At 45.9% G+C, this 17,284-nt stretch carries 15 protein-coding genes; 1 reads left to right on the top strand and 14 read right to left on the bottom strand.

What is annotated here, in order from left to right; translation table 11 throughout:
* Window positions 1-88: 88 nt before the first annotated feature.
* The 13 genes from pgl to GO495_RS07790 all read right to left on the bottom strand — a co-directional run bounded on the left by pgl (window position 89) and on the right by GO495_RS07790 (window position 13,372).
* Window positions 89-817, bottom strand: a complete 729-nt coding sequence (gene pgl, locus GO495_RS07850; RefSeq protein WP_240915189.1) for a 6-phosphogluconolactonase — start codon at window positions 815-817, stop codon at window positions 89-91.
* A gap of 3 nt (window positions 818-820) precedes the next feature.
* Window positions 821-2,326, bottom strand: coding sequence for a glucose-6-phosphate dehydrogenase (gene zwf / locus GO495_RS07845; RefSeq protein ID WP_157299171.1), 1,506 nt, complete (start codon window positions 2,324-2,326; stop codon window positions 821-823).
* Between the two features lie 27 nt (window positions 2,327-2,353).
* Window positions 2,354-3,766: an NADP-dependent phosphogluconate dehydrogenase gene (gndA, locus tag GO495_RS07840; RefSeq protein WP_157299170.1), complete on the bottom strand. Its 1,413-nt coding sequence runs from the start codon at window positions 3,764-3,766 to the stop codon at window positions 2,354-2,356.
* Window positions 3,767-3,856: 90 nt separating this feature from the next.
* Window positions 3,857-4,558, bottom strand: coding sequence for an urease accessory protein UreH domain-containing protein (locus GO495_RS07835; protein WP_157299169.1), 702 nt, complete (start codon window positions 4,556-4,558; stop codon window positions 3,857-3,859).
* Window positions 4,559-4,605: 47 nt separating this feature from the next.
* Window positions 4,606-5,418 carry an urease accessory protein UreD gene (locus GO495_RS07830; protein ID WP_157299168.1) on the bottom strand — a complete coding sequence of 271 codons (813 nt, stop codon included), beginning with the start codon at window positions 5,416-5,418 and terminating at the stop codon, window positions 4,606-4,608.
* On the bottom strand, window positions 5,415-6,053 hold the full coding sequence (ureG, locus tag GO495_RS07825) for an urease accessory protein UreG (protein ID WP_157299167.1): 639 nt from the start codon (window positions 6,051-6,053) through the stop codon (window positions 5,415-5,417). Before ureG ends, GO495_RS07830 begins: the two co-directional genes overlap by 4 nt.
* Before the next feature lie 2 nt (window positions 6,054-6,055).
* Window positions 6,056-6,724, bottom strand: coding sequence for an urease accessory protein UreF (locus GO495_RS07820; RefSeq protein WP_157299166.1), 669 nt, complete (start codon window positions 6,722-6,724; stop codon window positions 6,056-6,058).
* A 5-nt stretch (window positions 6,725-6,729) separates the two neighbouring features.
* Window positions 6,730-7,233 (bottom strand): urease accessory protein UreE, encoded by a 504-nt coding sequence (ureE, locus tag GO495_RS07815; protein WP_157299165.1) that lies wholly within the window; start codon window positions 7,231-7,233, stop codon window positions 6,730-6,732.
* Window positions 7,234-7,236: 3 nt separating this feature from the next.
* Window positions 7,237-8,973 carry an urease subunit alpha gene (ureC, locus tag GO495_RS07810; protein ID WP_157299164.1) on the bottom strand — a complete coding sequence of 579 codons (1,737 nt, stop codon included), beginning with the start codon at window positions 8,971-8,973 and terminating at the stop codon, window positions 7,237-7,239.
* A complete protein-coding gene (locus GO495_RS07805; RefSeq protein ID WP_157299163.1) occupies window positions 8,970-9,335 on the bottom strand; it encodes an urease subunit beta in 366 nt (121 codons plus the stop codon). The genes ureC and GO495_RS07805 overlap by 4 nt, the downstream gene beginning before the upstream one ends.
* Before the next feature lie 10 nt (window positions 9,336-9,345).
* The gene (ureA, locus tag GO495_RS07800; RefSeq protein WP_089782362.1) at window positions 9,346-9,648 is read right to left on the bottom strand and encodes an urease subunit gamma; all 303 of its coding nucleotides are present in this window, start codon (window positions 9,646-9,648) and stop codon (window positions 9,346-9,348) included.
* A gap of 96 nt (window positions 9,649-9,744) precedes the next feature.
* Window positions 9,745-12,324, bottom strand: a complete 2,580-nt coding sequence (locus GO495_RS07795; RefSeq protein ID WP_157299162.1) for a phosphoenolpyruvate carboxylase — start codon at window positions 12,322-12,324, stop codon at window positions 9,745-9,747.
* Window positions 12,325-12,520: 196 nt separating this feature from the next.
* On the bottom strand, window positions 12,521-13,372 hold the full coding sequence (locus GO495_RS07790) for an energy transducer TonB (protein WP_157299161.1): 852 nt from the start codon (window positions 13,370-13,372) through the stop codon (window positions 12,521-12,523).
* A 710-nt stretch (window positions 13,373-14,082) separates the two neighbouring features.
* Between GO495_RS07790 and GO495_RS07785 the strand changes: the two genes are divergently transcribed.
* Window positions 14,083-16,134: a TonB-dependent receptor gene (locus GO495_RS07785; protein ID WP_157299160.1), complete on the top strand. Its 2,052-nt coding sequence runs from the start codon at window positions 14,083-14,085 to the stop codon at window positions 16,132-16,134.
* Window positions 16,135-16,216: 82 nt separating this feature from the next.
* Here GO495_RS07785 and GO495_RS07780 read toward each other — a convergent pair whose 3' ends face one another.
* Window positions 16,217-17,284 carry a UDP-glucose--hexose-1-phosphate uridylyltransferase gene (locus GO495_RS07780; protein WP_157299159.1) on the bottom strand — a complete coding sequence of 356 codons (1,068 nt, stop codon included), beginning with the start codon at window positions 17,282-17,284 and terminating at the stop codon, window positions 16,217-16,219.

The raw sequence follows: 17,284 nt of genomic DNA, 5'->3' as shown, positions 1-17,284 counted from the left end.
CCAATAGTATCTTGACAAAACATCACAAAAAAGAGAAAGGGTGTATCAATGATCTGATACACCCTTTCTGTATATTTTCTGAATATTGCTACATTTCCAGTGCGCCGGCAGCAGCTTCGTCCACAAACCAGTGAAGCTCTCCATCCTCCGGCCTTATCAACTGGGAAGGATACTTATCCGGATTAAAAGTGCCTTCAATAACACTCTTTAATGTGAGCGACTTACCAGTACCGGTAGCCATAAATATCACACATGCCGCATTATTCACTACCGGGGCAGTGAGCGTAATGCGATACATATTCTGCGCAGGCAGGAAGAATGCTTTCACCCAGGCATCCTGTTCATGCACCACGGGCATGCCGGGGAACAGGGACAGGGTATGACCATCATCCCCCATACCTAACAGTACAAGGTCAAAAGTGGTTTCGCCTTCTTTAAAGTAAGTGTGCAGCATCTTTTCATATGCTGCCGCTGATTCTTCGGGAGGAATATCCGTACGCATTACATGAATATTCTCTTCAGGTACGCCTACAATGTTCAGCAGCGTATCATATGCCATCTTCGCATTGTTACGCTCGTCCTCAAAAGGTACTGCTCTTTCATCTCCCCAGAAGAAATGGATCCTGTTCCAGGGTATCATGATTTTGTAAGGCTCCTTTGCCAGCAGCATATGCAGCTGTTTAGGTGTATTCCCACCGGAAAGCGCCAGGGTAAAAATGGGCTGGTCCTGTAATACTTCCTGGATATAATTACTGATCCAGGCGGCCAGGTTTTCGCTGAGTTCCTGTGTATTCTGAGCTATGTGTAATTCCATCATTCTTTATTTCGGCAGGTTTATCCAGCTGTGATTATCTCTTGCGATCATCGCATCAGCCTCCTCAGGACCCCATGAATCCGGAGCATAGTTTGGAAAATCTACCGGAGGACGGTTCTCCCATGTTTCCAGTATTGGCATCACTACTTTCCAGGCAGCTTCTACCTGGTCTGCACGCATGAAGAGCGTAGCATCGCCTTCCATTACATCCAGCAACAGTGTTTCATATGCTTCAGGAGCATGCTGATCACCAAACTGCGCATCAAAGTTGAACACCATTTCCACAGGTTCCAGCATCATGCTCTGGCCAGGACGTTTTGCCTGGAAACGCAAACGGATGTCCATTTCCGGCTGTATGCTGATGGTAAGGCGGTTCGGACGCCAGGTTTCCCCGGATTCTGCCGGGAAAGCAAAATGTGGGGCCGGACGGAACTGCAGCGTAATGTTGGTGGCCTTCTGATGCAGGTGTTTACCTGTACGTACATAGATGGGAACACCCTGCCAGCGCCAGTTGTCTATAAAGAACTTAACGGCAGCATAAGTATCAGTAGCCGATTCAGGGTTCACACCCTTTTCTTCCCTGTATCCAGGTACCGGCTTACCTTCTCTCCATCCTTTGGAGTATTGTCCGCGTACTGCGTTCTCGTGTACTTTTTCTTTCGCAAAAGGACGGATCGCATTCAGTACGTCTACTTTCTTATTACGGATCTCATTTGCGTCGAATGATACGGGAGCTTCCATTGCCACCATACAAAGGATCTGCAGGATATGGTTCTGCACCATATCTCTCAGGGCTCCTGAGTTCTCGTAGTAACCACCACGGCCTTCCAGCCCTACGGTTTCTGAGGCAGTGATCTGTATATGATCAATGAAGTTGCGGTTCCATACCGGTTCGAACAGCGCGTTTGCAAAACGCAGCGCAATGATGTTCTGTACAGTTTCCTTACCCAGGTAATGATCTATACGATAGATCTGTTCTTCAGAGAACATACGGCCCAGGAGGGTGTTAAGGTCATGAGCACTTTGCAGGTCGTGGCCAAATGGTTTTTCTATTACGATGCGGGTGCAGGCTTTATCGCTGCACAGGTTCAGACTGCCCAGTTTTGTGGCGATGGCCGGAACCAGTTGCGGTGCTACTGCCAGGTAAAAGATCACATTAGGATGGACACCCCATTCTGCTTCTTTCGCCTTTACCAGGTCGGTAATAACGCTGTAAGCAGTCTGGTCTTCCGCGTCCATCTGCAGGTAAGTAACGTTCTTACTGAAATTATCCCAGTGACCGTTCTCCTCTCCTTTACGACGGGAAAATTTAGTGATCCCGTCTTTCAAATGCTCGTGATATGCATCAATTGTATAGGCACTACGACCTATACCAGCTATTTCAAATTTTTCCGGCATATAATCATCCAGGAAGAGATTATATAACGCCGGTGTGAGTTTCCTGTAATTCAGGTCGCCACTTCCACCAAAAATAAAAAGAACCGAAGCTGGCGGACGTTTGTGATTTGTCATGACTATCTTTTTAACATTATCCTATCCTTACTCTCCCCATACTGTGTGGAAACTGCCGGTAGCATCTGTACGCTGGTAAGTATGTGCGCCAAAGTAATCACGTTGTGCCTGTACCAGGTTGGTTGGCATACGTTCTGTACGATAAGCGTCGAAATACCCCAGAGCAGACATAATACCTGCAGCAGCAATTCCGCTTTGGGCTGCCTGTGCTACAACAGTACGGGTATTAGTGAGCGCATTCTCTATTAAATTTGCTACTTCCTTGTTTAATAAAATGTTTGGCAGATCAGGTGATGCTGAGTAAGCCTTCATGTATACTTCCAGCAGGGTAGAACGGATGATACATCCTCCTCTCCATACCTTCACTACTTCCGGTAACGGGATCTCCATTTTCAGCTCTTTGGAAGCCTGATGAAGCATTGCCAGTCCCTGTGCATAACTGATGATTACACCGAAGTACAAAGCATCATGGATCTGTTTGATCCAGGTCTCTGTATCTGTGTTAAAAGAAGCTACAGGCTTGTTGTAGATCTTAGCGGCTTCAACGCGTTCTTCTTTGTATGCAGAGATAGTACGCATAGCTACTGCGGTGTCAATCACTGGTATCGCTACCGGTAATTCCATCGCATCCTGGGAAGTCCATTTACCGGTACCTTTTGATCCTGCTTTGTCAGAAATCACGTCTACCAGTCGTGCAGATGTTTTGTCGTCCTTCTGCAGGAAGATATCCGCCGTGATCTCTACCAGGAAAGATTGCAACGCACCTTCGTTCCATGTTTTGAATACCTGGTGCAAACGGTCGTTATCCAAACCTGCATGTTGCAGCAAGGCATATGCTTCGCTGATCAGCTGCATGATGGAATATTCAATACCGTTATGTACCATTTTAACATAGTGACCAGCTCCTTCTGTACCCAGGTAAGCGACACATGGCGTGTTGTTTACTTTGGCAGAAATAGCTTCCAGCATAGGTCTTACTTTCTCGTAAGCTGCCTTGTCTCCACCCGGCATGATACTCGGACCCGTACGGGCGCCTTTTTCACCACCGGAAACACCCATACCCATGAAGTGGATGCCCTTCTCGCGCAGGTATTTCACCCGGCGTACTGTATCTGTATAATGGGAATTACCTCCGTCTATCACTACATCACCTTTCTCCAGCAGCGGGATCAGGGATTCTATCACATCATCTACAGGCTGCCCCGCCGGTACCAGCATCATCAGCTTTCGCGGACTTTGCAGTAACTGGACCATCGTTGCTAGTTCCGCCACCCCTTTCACGGTAGTGCCCGGTGTAGCCGCCGATTCGAGGGCGCCGGTCTTGGTACTGTCTTTATCAAACCCAATAACGGAAAAACCATGGTCGGCCATGTTGAGCAATAGGTTACGTCCCATTACGCCCAGGCCAATCATGCCAAAATCGAATACGCTTTGTGCCATAAATTATCGTGTAAAGTGCCTTAAGAATACATGTAAAATTAGGGAAGGATGTTGAAAATGGGAAATACTACTTTAGACGTGACAGTTTCATTACCACTCCAGGAACACCATACCTGCCCCGCAAACAAAGATGGTAAAGCCTCCCAGCGCATGAACATACTTTTCCAGCCTCCCCGTTTTTAAAAAAGAAAACCCGTAATATCCCAATAATACCATCAAAATCATGGTGAGAAGGGTAAAAAGAGTGAATATAACCACCAGCATAATCATGCCATAAACAGAATGCCGGGCTGCCGGATAAGTGAGCAGGGGGATTAATGGTTCACAGGGACCTAACCCGAATATAATCAGCATGATCCAGGGAGTTACCTTCCTTCTCTCCTGTGGATAAACGACTTGTCCATGCTTATGCTCATATACGTAAATGTTGCCGTCGTCATATATATCAAAGTGCTTGTGCGCCTTGTTTTGAATGGCTCTCTTCACGCCCCATACCATATATAAAAGACCAAAAGTCAGTAATGCCCATCCGGCAATTCCTCCTCTTAAATTCTCCAACCCGGTGATCCTGGACAGAGACCATCCGAACGCTATGCCCAGTACCCCCAGTAATACAGAGCTGCCTACATGGGCTAGTCCGCACAGCAGCGTCCATAATACAGTTCTGGCAATAGACCAGTCTCTTGCCCTGCTCAATGCAATGAACGGGACATAATGGTCCGGCCCTGTCACTGTATGCAGACAACTGATCGTAATAGCTGTAAGTAACAACATTTGCAGTTCAGTGTTCATAGATACCTGTATTAATTATTTCTTCACGCTATTTTTTTAGATAGTGACTATAGCATTCTTTCATGCCCTGCTAATGCTGCTATCTTTTTAAATATTGAATAGAGTTGTTCCCCTCCTTGTCCAAGTATTCTAACCAGTAAAGCACCTGATGCTGTCTGAGAGACTCCCGCAGTGATCCCTTTCTCTGCTGAAAGCATCCCATTAATAAGATCTGACATTATTATCATATCCCTTGTTTCATCATGCCATAGCAAAGCCGCCTGGTGAGTATATTCTTCCCATTGCCCTATAGCATCAGCGGGTATCAGTTCGGGCTGGAGCACGGTTACGTCTTTAAACAACAACTTCTCATCTCTGTAAACTTCAGTAATACTTTGAAAAAGACGGCACTTAAAAACTTCTCCACTCAGTTTACGCCCGCAGGTGATAATCTCCCCCCATATCAATTGGCAATCTTTGTCTATCTCTATTTTATTATACCCTTCAAATACAGATTGTTCATGAGGTACAGCAGGATGAGGGAGGTAACATAAACGGCTGCCGGCACTCATCTTTACCAGCACCTGCTGCTTTGCCCCCTGCTGCATGTTAAATATCCGCTGATAAGATTGTGTATACAGATGAACGTTCGCGCCAGGGACCAGCTCCAGGGAAATCTTATAACGATCTCCGTCCAATATCCCCGGAGAAGCAGTCATCATTACAAGATGTAATACAGGGTTGCCTTTCCCACTGATATCTGCCACCTTAAAAGGTCTTGTGAAATAACTATGTTGCAGATAAGTGCTCCCTTTCCGTTCACCTGCTGTTATTTGCAACTGACTGATCATCCTCCCTGTTATTGGTAATTCACCGATCATTTCAATAAAACTGGTTCTTCCACCGCTTCCAGTAACGCATCGTGCTTAATCCAGCCAATCACAGCATCCAAACCTTCTAAACTCATCATATTGGTAAATACGAACGGTCTTCCCTGCCGCATCTTACGGGCATCCCGTTCCATCACTTCCAGACTGGCCCCCACATAAGGCGCCAGATCAATCTTATTGATCACCAGCAAATCAGACCGCGTAATCCCCGGCCCGCCCTTACGGGGGATCTTATCTCCTTCTGCCACATCAATCACAAAGATGGTCACATCTGCCAGATCAGGACTGAATGTAGCGGACAGATTATCTCCCCCACTTTCTATAAAGATGATCTGTACATCAGGAATACGTGTAGCCATTTCCTCCACTGCTTCCAGGTTCATACTGGCATCTTCTCTTATCGCAGTATGCGGGCAACCACCCGTCTCCACACCAATAATCCTTTCTGCTGGTAACAGACTGTTTTTCACTAAAAACTCCGCATCTTCTCTGGTATAAATATCATTAGTGATGACCCCTAAACTATACTGCCCGCTCATTTGCCGTGACAGCCTTTCTATCAATGCTGTTTTACCGGCACCTACCGGTCCGGCCACACCTATTTTTATGTATGATCTCTGTTCCATAGTTATGACATATACAATCTTGAATATAAACGTTCATGCTGCATGCTTCTTATATCAAAAGCAAAGCTGCAACGGCCTGCTAATTGCCTTGGTATAGTAAATGTCTTATCTGCTAATAATGACAAACCCGGTAATAAAGTAAACAATATCTGCTGCCCTTCCTGTTGCCCTAATGGCACCAGCTTCACACAGTTAGTCACCATTCCGGTAGCAGCATTATAATAATACGCTGTCAATGCTTCCTTTAAAGGTATACCTAACAGGAAAGCATATACTCCATATGCCAGACAGTAATGTATGCCTTTACGCATCACAACAGTAAAATCATTATTATCTACTAAAGGAGTGAGTAATTTCACCAGTCGCACCCCCAGCTTCTGACTGGCCATCCTCAGCTCCTGTGGGGCTTTCAACGCCGTGCATTCCTCATCAAGTAATGCCAGTTGTGCCATATCATTCGCTTCGGCAGCCCTGTAAGACAGCACTACAAATAACGCATCATTATAAGGGAGATTATGTTCCAGCATATTCCTGATATACGCAGCAGCCTGTACCCCGTTAGTAACCAGTCCCTGCTGCACATATGTTTCCAGCCCATTGGAATGAGTGTACGCGCCTACAGGCAAAGTAGGATCAGTAAGATGAAGCAGATGTGGTAACCAGTTTTGCATACACGTTATTTGGAAGTTAACTGCATGATCTTACTAAACAACGAACTACCGGAGTTATGATTATGTGGTAATATGTTACTGCGTAACATATCAGAAAGGACCCGCTGTTCCTGAACAGGAGCATATCCGCGGGCTTCCAGCCAGCGGAATAATGGTTCTTCAAAAGGGATCAATACCTGGTTACCGGATAAAAATAAAGGAAGATGCTTATTCCCGATCTCATAACAGATAGCCGCCATATCCGCCATTGTAGCGGGAGTAATCACTATTGCCAAAGAAGGTAAGATAGTAACGGTAATGGCTATCTGCTCATCCATCCATAAAATATCTCCTTCCTGTAATAAAGGAGACTCCCGCAAAAAGTGTAAAGCTATTTCACGGCCACCGGCCGTAGAGCGGCGTAACACACGTTTACCTGTTTCAAACCACTCCAGCGGCAATGCATCCGTACTACGGTCATTAAGTGAAACAGTATTTATATTTCCCTGTATAGCTTCTACAACGATCATATGTTAAAACAGAAAGTAGCGCTGTGCCAAAGGCAATACACTCGCAGGTTCACAAGTAATCACTTTCCCGTCTACCGCCACTTCGTAAGTCTCAGGATTTACAGTAATATCAGGTGTGCTGTTATTATGTATCAGGTCTTTCTTCCCGATATTACGACAGTTCCTCACTGGTAATACAATCTTCTGCAACCCATATTCCGTCACAATATCTTTATCAATAGCTGCCTGGGAAACAAAGGTCACACAGGTATTATGCAATGCTTTACCAAAGGCGCCAAACATCTCCCTGTACATCACGGGTTGTGGTGTAGGAATAGATGCATTAGGATCTCCCATACGGCTACAGATAATCATTCCGCCTTTAATGATCATCTCCGGCTTCACCCCGAATAACGCCGGTTTCCACAATACAAGGTCCGCTAACTTACCAGGTTCTATAGAACCTACATACTCAGAAATACCATGTGTGATAGCAGGGTTAATAGTATACTTGGCCACATATCTTTTCACCCGGAAATTATCAGCAGCAACATCTTCAGATAAAACATCCTGCTTAACGTCTTCCGCCAGCAAACCCCGTTGCTTCTTCATTTTATCCGCCGTCTGCCAGGTCCTGATGATCACCTCTCCCACTCTTCCCATCGCCTGTGAATCAGAACTCATCATACTAAACACGCCCATATCATGCAAAATGTCTTCCGCGGCAATCGTCTCCGGTCTGATACGGGAATCCGCGAACGCCACATCCTCCGGCACGCTCTTATCCAGATGATGACAAACCATCAGCATATCCAGATGCTCATCAATCGTATTCACCGTATAAGGTCGTGTAGGGTTTGTAGAAGAAGGCAGAATATTCGGATACATCGCAGCTTTGATAATATCCGGTGCATGCCCTCCCCCGGCGCCTTCCGTATGATAGGTATGGATCACCCGTCCATCAATCGCTTTAATCGTATCTTCTAAAAAACCGGACTCATTCAATGTATCCGTATGAATAGCTACCTGTACATCATACTTATCTGCCGCCTTCAACGCAGCATCTATCACCGCAGGAGAAGAACCCCAGTCCTCATGAATCTTCAATCCCAGCGCTCCCGCCTCTATCTGCTCCCACAACGGTGGCTCTGTAGCACAATTACCCTTCCCCAGGAAACCCAGGTTCATCGGGAACGCTTCCGCAGACTCTAACATCTTCCGGATAAACCATTTCCCCGGTGTCACTGTCGTGGCATTCGTTCCATCAGCAGGACCAGTACCCCCTCCTATCATGGTAGTAATCCCGCTATGCAAAGCATGCGTAATCTGCTGGGGAGAAATAAAATGTATATGTGTATCAATGCCACCGGCAGTAGCAATCAACCCCGCGCCACCATGCACTTCTGTGCTGGCCCCTATAATAAGGTTCACCCCATCCATCGTATCAGGATTCCCCGCCTTTCCAATCCCCACAATATTCCCATCCTTAATCCCGATGTCTCCTTTCACGATCCCCCAGTGGTCAATGATCATCACAGAGGTAATCACCATATCCAGTACCCCTTCGTCCCTCACAGCAGTAGAAGACTGCGCCATACCGTCGCGGATAGTCTTCCCTCCGCCAAATTTGGCTTCATCCCCGTACACGGTATGATCATGTTCAATTTCGATGATAAGATCAGTATCCCCCAAACGGACTTTATCTCCTGTGGTAGGGCCATACATCGCCGCATAGCGGCTCCTGTTTATATGTAAGCTCATTGTTTAAATCGTTGATCGGTGATTTTCTGCATAGCTGCCTGCAACGCAGCAGGAGAAGTAGTATCTCCATTTACCAGGTTATTCATCCCAAAGGCACGCCTGAAACCGCCTAAAACAACAAGGTCTACCGGTTTCTCCTCTCCCGGTTCAAAACGCACCGCAGTACCTGCCATGATATTCAGCCGCATCCCAAAAGCAGCAGCACGGTCAAACGCCAACTGACGGTTCACCTCAAAGAAATGGCAATGAGAGCCAATCTGCACAGGACGGTCGCCTGTATTCACTACAATCACCCGTGCCGTCTTCCGGCCTGCATTGGCCTCAACAGAACCAGGTTTAATAAAGTATTCTCCAGGAATCATACAATAAGGTTTATCTGATAGGATGATGTACGGTCACAAGTTTGGAGCCATCAGGGAAAGTAGCCTCTATCTGAATTTCTTCAATCATTTCCGGCACCCCGGGCATCACATCTTCCCGCGTGAGGATAGTAGCGCCATACTGCATCAGTTGCGCCACTGTTTTGCCATCCCTGGCGCCTTCCTGTAAATGACTGCTGATAAGTGCGATAGCTTCCGGATAATTCAGCTTCAGCCCTCTTGCTCTCCGCTTCTCCGCCAGTTCTCCAGCGAGATAGAGTAACAGCTTCTCTGTTTCCCTTGCCGTTAAATGCATAAGTTTAGATTTTGGTTAACGTACTTCCTCAGGTTAAATTACAAAAAAAACCGGCGAATAACTCCGCCGGTCCAAACTAAGTGTATGATATTTTAATTAAGCGGAGTTCCTGGCGGCATTGATAATACCGAAAGAACAACGTACGACCAGTTTTTCGTAAATAGCCTTTAATCCGTTTTCATCCCCGTCTTTATCTAACTCACGGATACAACACAGCGCATACTGTTGTATAGTTACCAATGGCAGTACGATACGCTCACGCATCTGGATCGATAACTGATCTATCGGACTATTACCCATTAACTCCGTTTCACCCATGATCCGCAGTATATATTTTGTGGTCAGGTTATATTCATCATAGATCATATTCCAAACCTCCCCAAACTTCGGATGCTTACCATAAGAAGCCGTCAGCGGGAAGAAACATTTCTTCATTGCCATCTGACAGTTATCCAACAGGGTGCGGAAAAACAGCGAACTCTTATACAACCTCTGCAGCGACTCCCATTTACCTGCCTTATCAACAGCCTCTAATGCAGCACCTACGCCAAAGAAACCCGGTACATTCTGTTTGACCTGGCTCCATGCCCCTACATAAGGCACAGCACGGAGATCATTCAGGTTCAGCTTACCACCCGAATTACGTTTGGAAGGACGACTGCCGATATTCGTTTCTGCATAATAACGCAGCGGACTGGCATGATCCAGATAATCCAGGAAATCAGGATGATGTTTTAACTTGTTGAAAGCAGTATACCCTTCATCTGCCAGTGATTGCATCAGTCCTTCCTCTTCTGCCGTAAAAGTAATCTCACGGGAAGAGAAGATATCATTGGCAATACCGGCATGTACCAGCTGCTCTATATTATACTGGGCAGCATCCACCGTTCCAAAATTGGAACTGATCGTTTGCCCCTGTATTGTTAACTGTATTTCCTTATTGGCAATATTGCGCCCCATTGACTGATAGAACTGATGTGTCTTTCCTCCACCTCTTGCCGGAGGGCCACCACGACCATCAAAGAATATCACATTGATATCATACTCGCGGGAAATGCGTGTCAGCTCCTCTTTCGCTTTATAGATACTCCAGTTGGCCATCAGATAACCACCATCTTTGGTACCATCAGAGAACCCCAGCATAATAGTCTGCTTGTTGCCACGCTGCTTCAGATGCTGACGATAAGCCTCATTGTCATATAAAGAACGCATTACCTCTCCTGCCTGGCGCAAGTCATCAATCGTTTCAAACAAAGGAACAATATCAACACTCAGGTCTTCTTTTTTCCAGCCGCTCAAAAAGAACAGCCCGAAAACTTCCATTACATCCAGCGCACTTGTCGTATGACTGATAATATAACGGTGACAACCAAATTCACCATTCGCTTCCTGTATTGTTTTTATAGCAGCGATTGTGGCAAGTGTATCTTTCTGCAGATCGGTCTTCAGCACAGAAGTATCTTCACATGCAGTAATATTCAACAGATTACTGATCTTCTCTTCATCAGAAAGATTCTTATAATTTGATGGCAGTATATCTGTAGTTTCTGCAATAGCTGCCAGCAACGGCCCATGTACAGAGCTGTCCTGACGGATATCCAGCGTTGCAAAGAACAATCCGAATAACTCTACGCGACTGATCAGGTCATCCAGTAAGTTCAGGAATAACCCGTTATTTTCTTCTATCAGGATAATACGTACACGGAATAAACTATCTAATATGTCCTGACGGCAAAGATTTGTTTTATGACCAGGGATAAAGAGATTATTGAATAACTGGCGTTCCAGCTGGTTCAACTCATGCTCAATACCCTTGAATGTAAGACGGCGCTTCAGTTTACGCACGTCTAAATAATAACACTTGATAATAGCTCCTCTTAATGCATTCGCTACTTTCAATGTAATCTCCGCATTCACAAAGGGATTACCATCACGATCACCGCCAGGCCAGAAACCCATCCGGATCACAGGATTATTACTATTGATCGATGCAGGGAACTGGGCTTTCAGTTTAGCCACAATTTTCCCTGCCGCAGTATAGAAAGTGTTTTCAAGGAACCATACCAGGCTGATAGCCTCATCATATGGCGTTGGCTTTTCTTTCTTGAAGAATGGCGTTTTCCCCAACTGTTGCAAATAGGTATTTACCTGTGCAGTATTCTCATTCATCAATGCCCTCGATAAATCATTGATGATCCCCAACACCTCACCCGGATAGAACTGTGTAGGATGAGCTGTCAGTACCAGCCTCACCGAATAGTCCTGCAGCTTCTTTGCCAGCAGGTCTTCCGCCTGCTCTGCAACAATTTCCGATTGCAGATGCGTGAGGGAACCGGTTCCCTGCATATCATGAATATTGCGGAACGCGGCATCTTCCAGCGCATCAAACAACACTACCTGACGTTCTGCATATTGCACAAAACGGAACATCAGATCCAGCTTCTGCGGCTCATTAGCCGTAGTAGTATATTGAGAGAAGAAAGAGTTAAGAATTTCCTGCGGACTTTTCCCCTTTGCATATCCTTCTTCACAGTGTATCAGGAATAATGAGAGAAATACGCCGGTCTTCTCTACCTTATGAAAAGGTAGTGCAGTAAAAAGGCTGTTATAAAGCTGAAACTTGGTGCCGACCAGGTTCTTGAACAGCTGTAAGGTATTATTAACCGGTGCTTCCATAACTAATTTTCGTAATTTTAATGACCCTTAGCTAACCGGGAGATAAAAGTAGTATAAAATAGTTAGAAACAAGAATTGAACCGGATTAAAACAGGGATGCCACGACTTAGCGCCGTGGCATATGTATGAACCCACCCTTTGAAATCTACAGTTGAGAATTAACTACGTTAAATGGATAAAAACTGATTAGTTTTATTTATTCGTTATTCAGATGAAATGCTATTGGTAAATTGAACTGTACATTTACGGCCCGTCCGTTCTGCTTGCCGGGATTCCATTTAGGCATTAATTTCACCACTCTGATAGCTTCTTCTTCCAGTCCTCCCCCTTTGGCCGCACCTACAGCCTGCACACTTGTGATATTTCCATCATAATCTACAATGAACTGGATAAACACTTTACCTTCAATATCATTTTCTGCAGCCATACGCGGATAGCGCATATTCTTACTCAGGAATTTAGATAAAGCAGTCTCCCCGCCGGGGAATGAAGGCATCTTCTCTACAAAAGTGAAAACAGTTGAACGGTCCTCTCCTTTAGGCCCTTCCACAAGATTCCCGCCAGGAACACCTGTACCACCTGTAAGTAACGATACGTCCACACCATTTATATCATCACCGGTTGTTGTAGTGGTACTGACACTCTTGTTGCCAATATCTGCTATTTTGGGTGCTTCGTCTTCAGGTCTTACTTCTTCACGTGTGATAACAGGTGGAGTATATGTAACGGATGAAACGGCCGGCGGCGCAGAAGCCGGACGCGCAGGTGGAGGTGGTGTTACAACAGGCGGTTTATCTACCACCAGATGTAACTCCGTAATTTTTATAGGAGGTATAACCTCCATTCGTGTAGGCATGTCCGCAGCCACTAAACGGTTGCTTAATACATATCCTCCAATGATGACTAATGCAATGGATGCAGTACCTATGATAGCATTGCGAACACGCCTGTCCTGGCTTCTCCGCAAGTCATAAGCACCATAATCTTTATTCCTTCCATCAAAGAGAATGTCTAAAAAATCTGATGAATAAGTGTTAGTTGCATTCATGGGATAAACGTTTCTATACAGATGCGTACAAAAACATTTTCCATAAAGAACAATAAAAAAATATTCAGCTTTTAAAAAGGAGTTATAATAACCATCCCAGATTGAAATCCGGATTTGGGTCACCTATTTTGCTAAAGGAAGTATTCACTATCTTATATATAATAATGTCGTTGCTCAGACTTATTTTGCCTGGAGGCGCGGGAGATATGTTACATATAATTTACCACCAATAAATTTGCAACATACCCTCCCCGCTAACCCGACCGGGCATTTTATTTACAGCTATAAGCAAACAAAATCTTTGAACGTTTTAACAGCAGCAACAACAGGCCGCGTTACAGGAATTGTAACAGGTAGAGATCACCAGATCACCCTTAGTAGAAATATGCTTATGCAGTTGCATAATGTTATCGGTTTTAGATTTTTCATTTTGCTGATTACTGCGTACTGCTGGTGAGACACTACACAGGGAAAGCATTCAGCACGGCTTTCCGGGTGGCGAACAGCATTAGTCTACTGATTCTGTAGACAAATATACGTTATGCTTTTATATTTCCAAATTCAAGATGGAAACTTTTTATTTTTTTCTGATAGCCCTCCCGTAAATAGTTGGTTATATACCGGTAATCCCATTTGGAAGGCGAAATAATTTTAATCTTCTTAGATTTGAGAGGAGAGCCTGTGGGACCTCCCGTTAACTTATCACTATCATGAAAAAGATCCTCCTTTTCTGTTGCCTTACCAGCTTCCTGATTCCTGTGCTGAAGGCACAAAAAGATACCACCCATCTCCTGCGGGAAGTAATTATCCAGGCCTATCCCGGCAAACACTTTTCTTTATTACAGGTCCCTACCAGCAGTGCGGTCATCTCCCCTCAGCAATTACAGTTGCAACAGGGCGCTACCCTCTTACCTGCTTTAAATAATATTCCCGGTGTACGCATGGAAGAACGTTCTCCCGGCAGCTACCGCCTCTCTCTGCGTGGCAGTCTCCTGCGTTCTCCCTTCGGTATCCGCAACGTGAAAATATATCTGGATGAAATTCCCCTCACAGATGCCGGTGGCAATACCTACCTGAATCTGGCCGATGCCGGCAGCTTCGATGGTATAGAAGTCCTCAAAGGGCCCGATGGCAGCCAGTTCGGCGCCAACTCAGGCGGCGTGCTCATCTTCCACCCTGCGGGCAGCCTGCCTGATACCAGCCATATAAAGGGCGATATCCAGGGCGGCAGCTATGGCCTGTTCCACGAACAGGCAGCCTGGCAACAGCAATGGGGCAACTACCGCATGAACCTCTACCAGGCAGTACAACATTCCGATGGATACCGGGTGAACAGCGCCTTAAAAAGATATTATGTACAAACTGATCAGCAATGGCAATACAATGCCCATAACCGTCTTAAACTGATCGCGTTTTACAGTGACCTCAACTACCGCACTCCGGGTGGTCTGACAGCAGCACAGGCTGCGGCAGATCCCAAAGCGGCCCGTCCGGCCACAGCGACCCTTCCGGGAGCCGTTACCCAGCATGCAGGGATCCGCAATAAAACGGCCCTCGGCGGACTGGTGCACGAATCACAACTCTCTGATCACTGGCAACATGTGATCTCCGTATATGGCAGCAATACACACTTCGAAAACCCGTTCATTACCAACTTCGAAGCACGTGATGAGAATACCTTTGGCGCCCGTACTTATATCGCCTTACAAAACCAGGCCATCGGTAATACCAATATTCGCCTCGATTGGACAACCGGTATCGAGTGGCAGCAAACAGGCTCAGATATTAACAACTATGGCAACCGCGCGGGTAAACGGGATACCGTACAGGCAGCCAGTAACATCACTGCACACCAGTACTTCTACTTTACCAGCCTTACCTTTCACCTCAGCAAACAATTGCTGGCCGAAGCTGCTACCAGTCTGAATTACTTCAACTACCGCTTCAATGATGAATCTGCCGGTGGTACAGGTAAAAAGAAATTCAGTCCGCAACTGATGCCAAGGTTCTCCCTCTCCTATCTCATTACACCGGAGTTTGCTGCACGCACAACGGTTAGCCGGGGTTACTCCACACCTTCCATTGCTGAAGTACGCCCTACAGATAATGTGATCAATACTTCCCTGCAGGCAGAAACAGGCTGGAACTATGAAGCCGGATTAAGGCTCAATAACCGTCATAACCGCTACCAGTTAGATGCGTCCGTATTCTACTATCACTTGCAGGATGCTATTGTAAGACAACTGCATGATGATGGAAATGAGTATTACATCAATGCAGGCGGTACCCGCCAGTCGGGCGTAGAAGTACAGGGGATGACATGGATACAGCCGCCCGCACAAACAGGATTTTTAAGAGGTACACAATTACAGGGTAGTTACACCTACAGCCATTTCCTTTTTAGCGATTATAACGCCGCAGGAAAGGATTATTCAGGCAATGCCCTGACAGGTGTTCCCAAACATACCCTGACAGCAGGATTACTGCTGCAATTCCCGGCACATGTTGCGTTATTCACACAATACACCTTTACTGATAAATTACCACTGGATGATACCAACACTACTTATGCAAAACAGTATCACCTGTTACAATGTAAAGCCAGCTGGGAATTGTGCAGGCGTGTTGCTGTTTATGCAGGAGCAGATAACCTGCTGAATCAGTTCTATAGTTTAGGGAATGATCTGAACGCAGTAGGCAACAGATATTACAACCCTTCTCCCACAAGGAATTATTATGGCGGCGTAAGATTCGCGCTATAAATAAATGAGAAAAGCTCCTCCTATGTTTGTAGAAAGGGGCCGCCAAATGGCCGCCCCTGCACATTGTTGGAATCAAAAAAAATTATACCAGTTGCTTAACGGCGGCTTTATAATGCACTAAAGGCAATGCACGCAGTCTCGCTGCTGCATACTCCGGCGTGATATCCCGTTGAGGGTTCGCCAGCATTTCATATCCTACCATAAACTTCTTCACAGTAGCAGAACGCAGCAAAGGCGGATAAAAGTGCATATGCCAGTGCCACTCCGGATGATCACCACTGTTAAAGGGCGCCTGATGCATACCCGCAGAATACGGGAAAGACGTCTCAAACAGGTTATCATACCGTGTAGTCAGTTGCTTTAAGATATCAGCCAGGGCTTCCTTCTCAGCAGCAGTAAACTGTAACAGGTTCTGCACATGCCTGCGGCTGATGATCATCGCCTCATAAGGCCATACTGCCCAGAAAGGCACTACAGCAGCAAAATGATCATTCTCTGCAATCACACGTTCTTCTGCTTTCAGCTCTTTTTCTAAATAGGCAGATAATAAACTCTTACCATGCTGCTGATAATACTTCAGCTGCTCACGGCTCTCTTTTTCAATCTCCATCGGCACATCTTCCGATGCCCATATCTGACCATGCGGATGAGGATTACTACATCCCATGATCTCTCCCTTATTCTCAAAGATCTGTATGTATTTGATGAAAGGCACTGCTGCCAGTTCTTTCAGCTCAGTACACCACAGGTCAACTACTTTGCGGATCTCAGGCACTTCCATTTCCGGCAATGTAAGATCATGTCTCGGGCTGAAACATACTACCTTACAAATGCCCTTCTGGGAACGTGCCACAAAAAGGCCATCATCATCTACCCCACCAGCGGGCGTATCAGATAACAAAGCAGAGAAATCATTGGTAAAAGAGATCGGTCCTTCATAAGCAGTGTTCTTCGTTCCGTCTGCACGGGTATTACCCGGACATAAGTAACAATCATCCACGTAAGAAGGTCGCTGTGCCAGTGCAGGAGCTTCTACTTTCCCCTGCCAGGGACGTTTGGAGCGATGCGGAGAAACCAGCACCCATTCACCTGTAAGAATATTCAGGCGGGTATGCGGGTGCGCTGTCAGGTCAAAGGGATTTTCAGACAT

The organism is Chitinophaga oryziterrae (genome assembly GCF_009758125.1).
GTDB classification, from domain to species: Bacteria; Bacteroidota; Bacteroidia; order Chitinophagales; family Chitinophagaceae; genus Chitinophaga; species Chitinophaga oryziterrae.
Note: the sequence above shows the minus strand (reverse complement) of the source record. Positions and strands in the feature narration are given on the sequence as shown.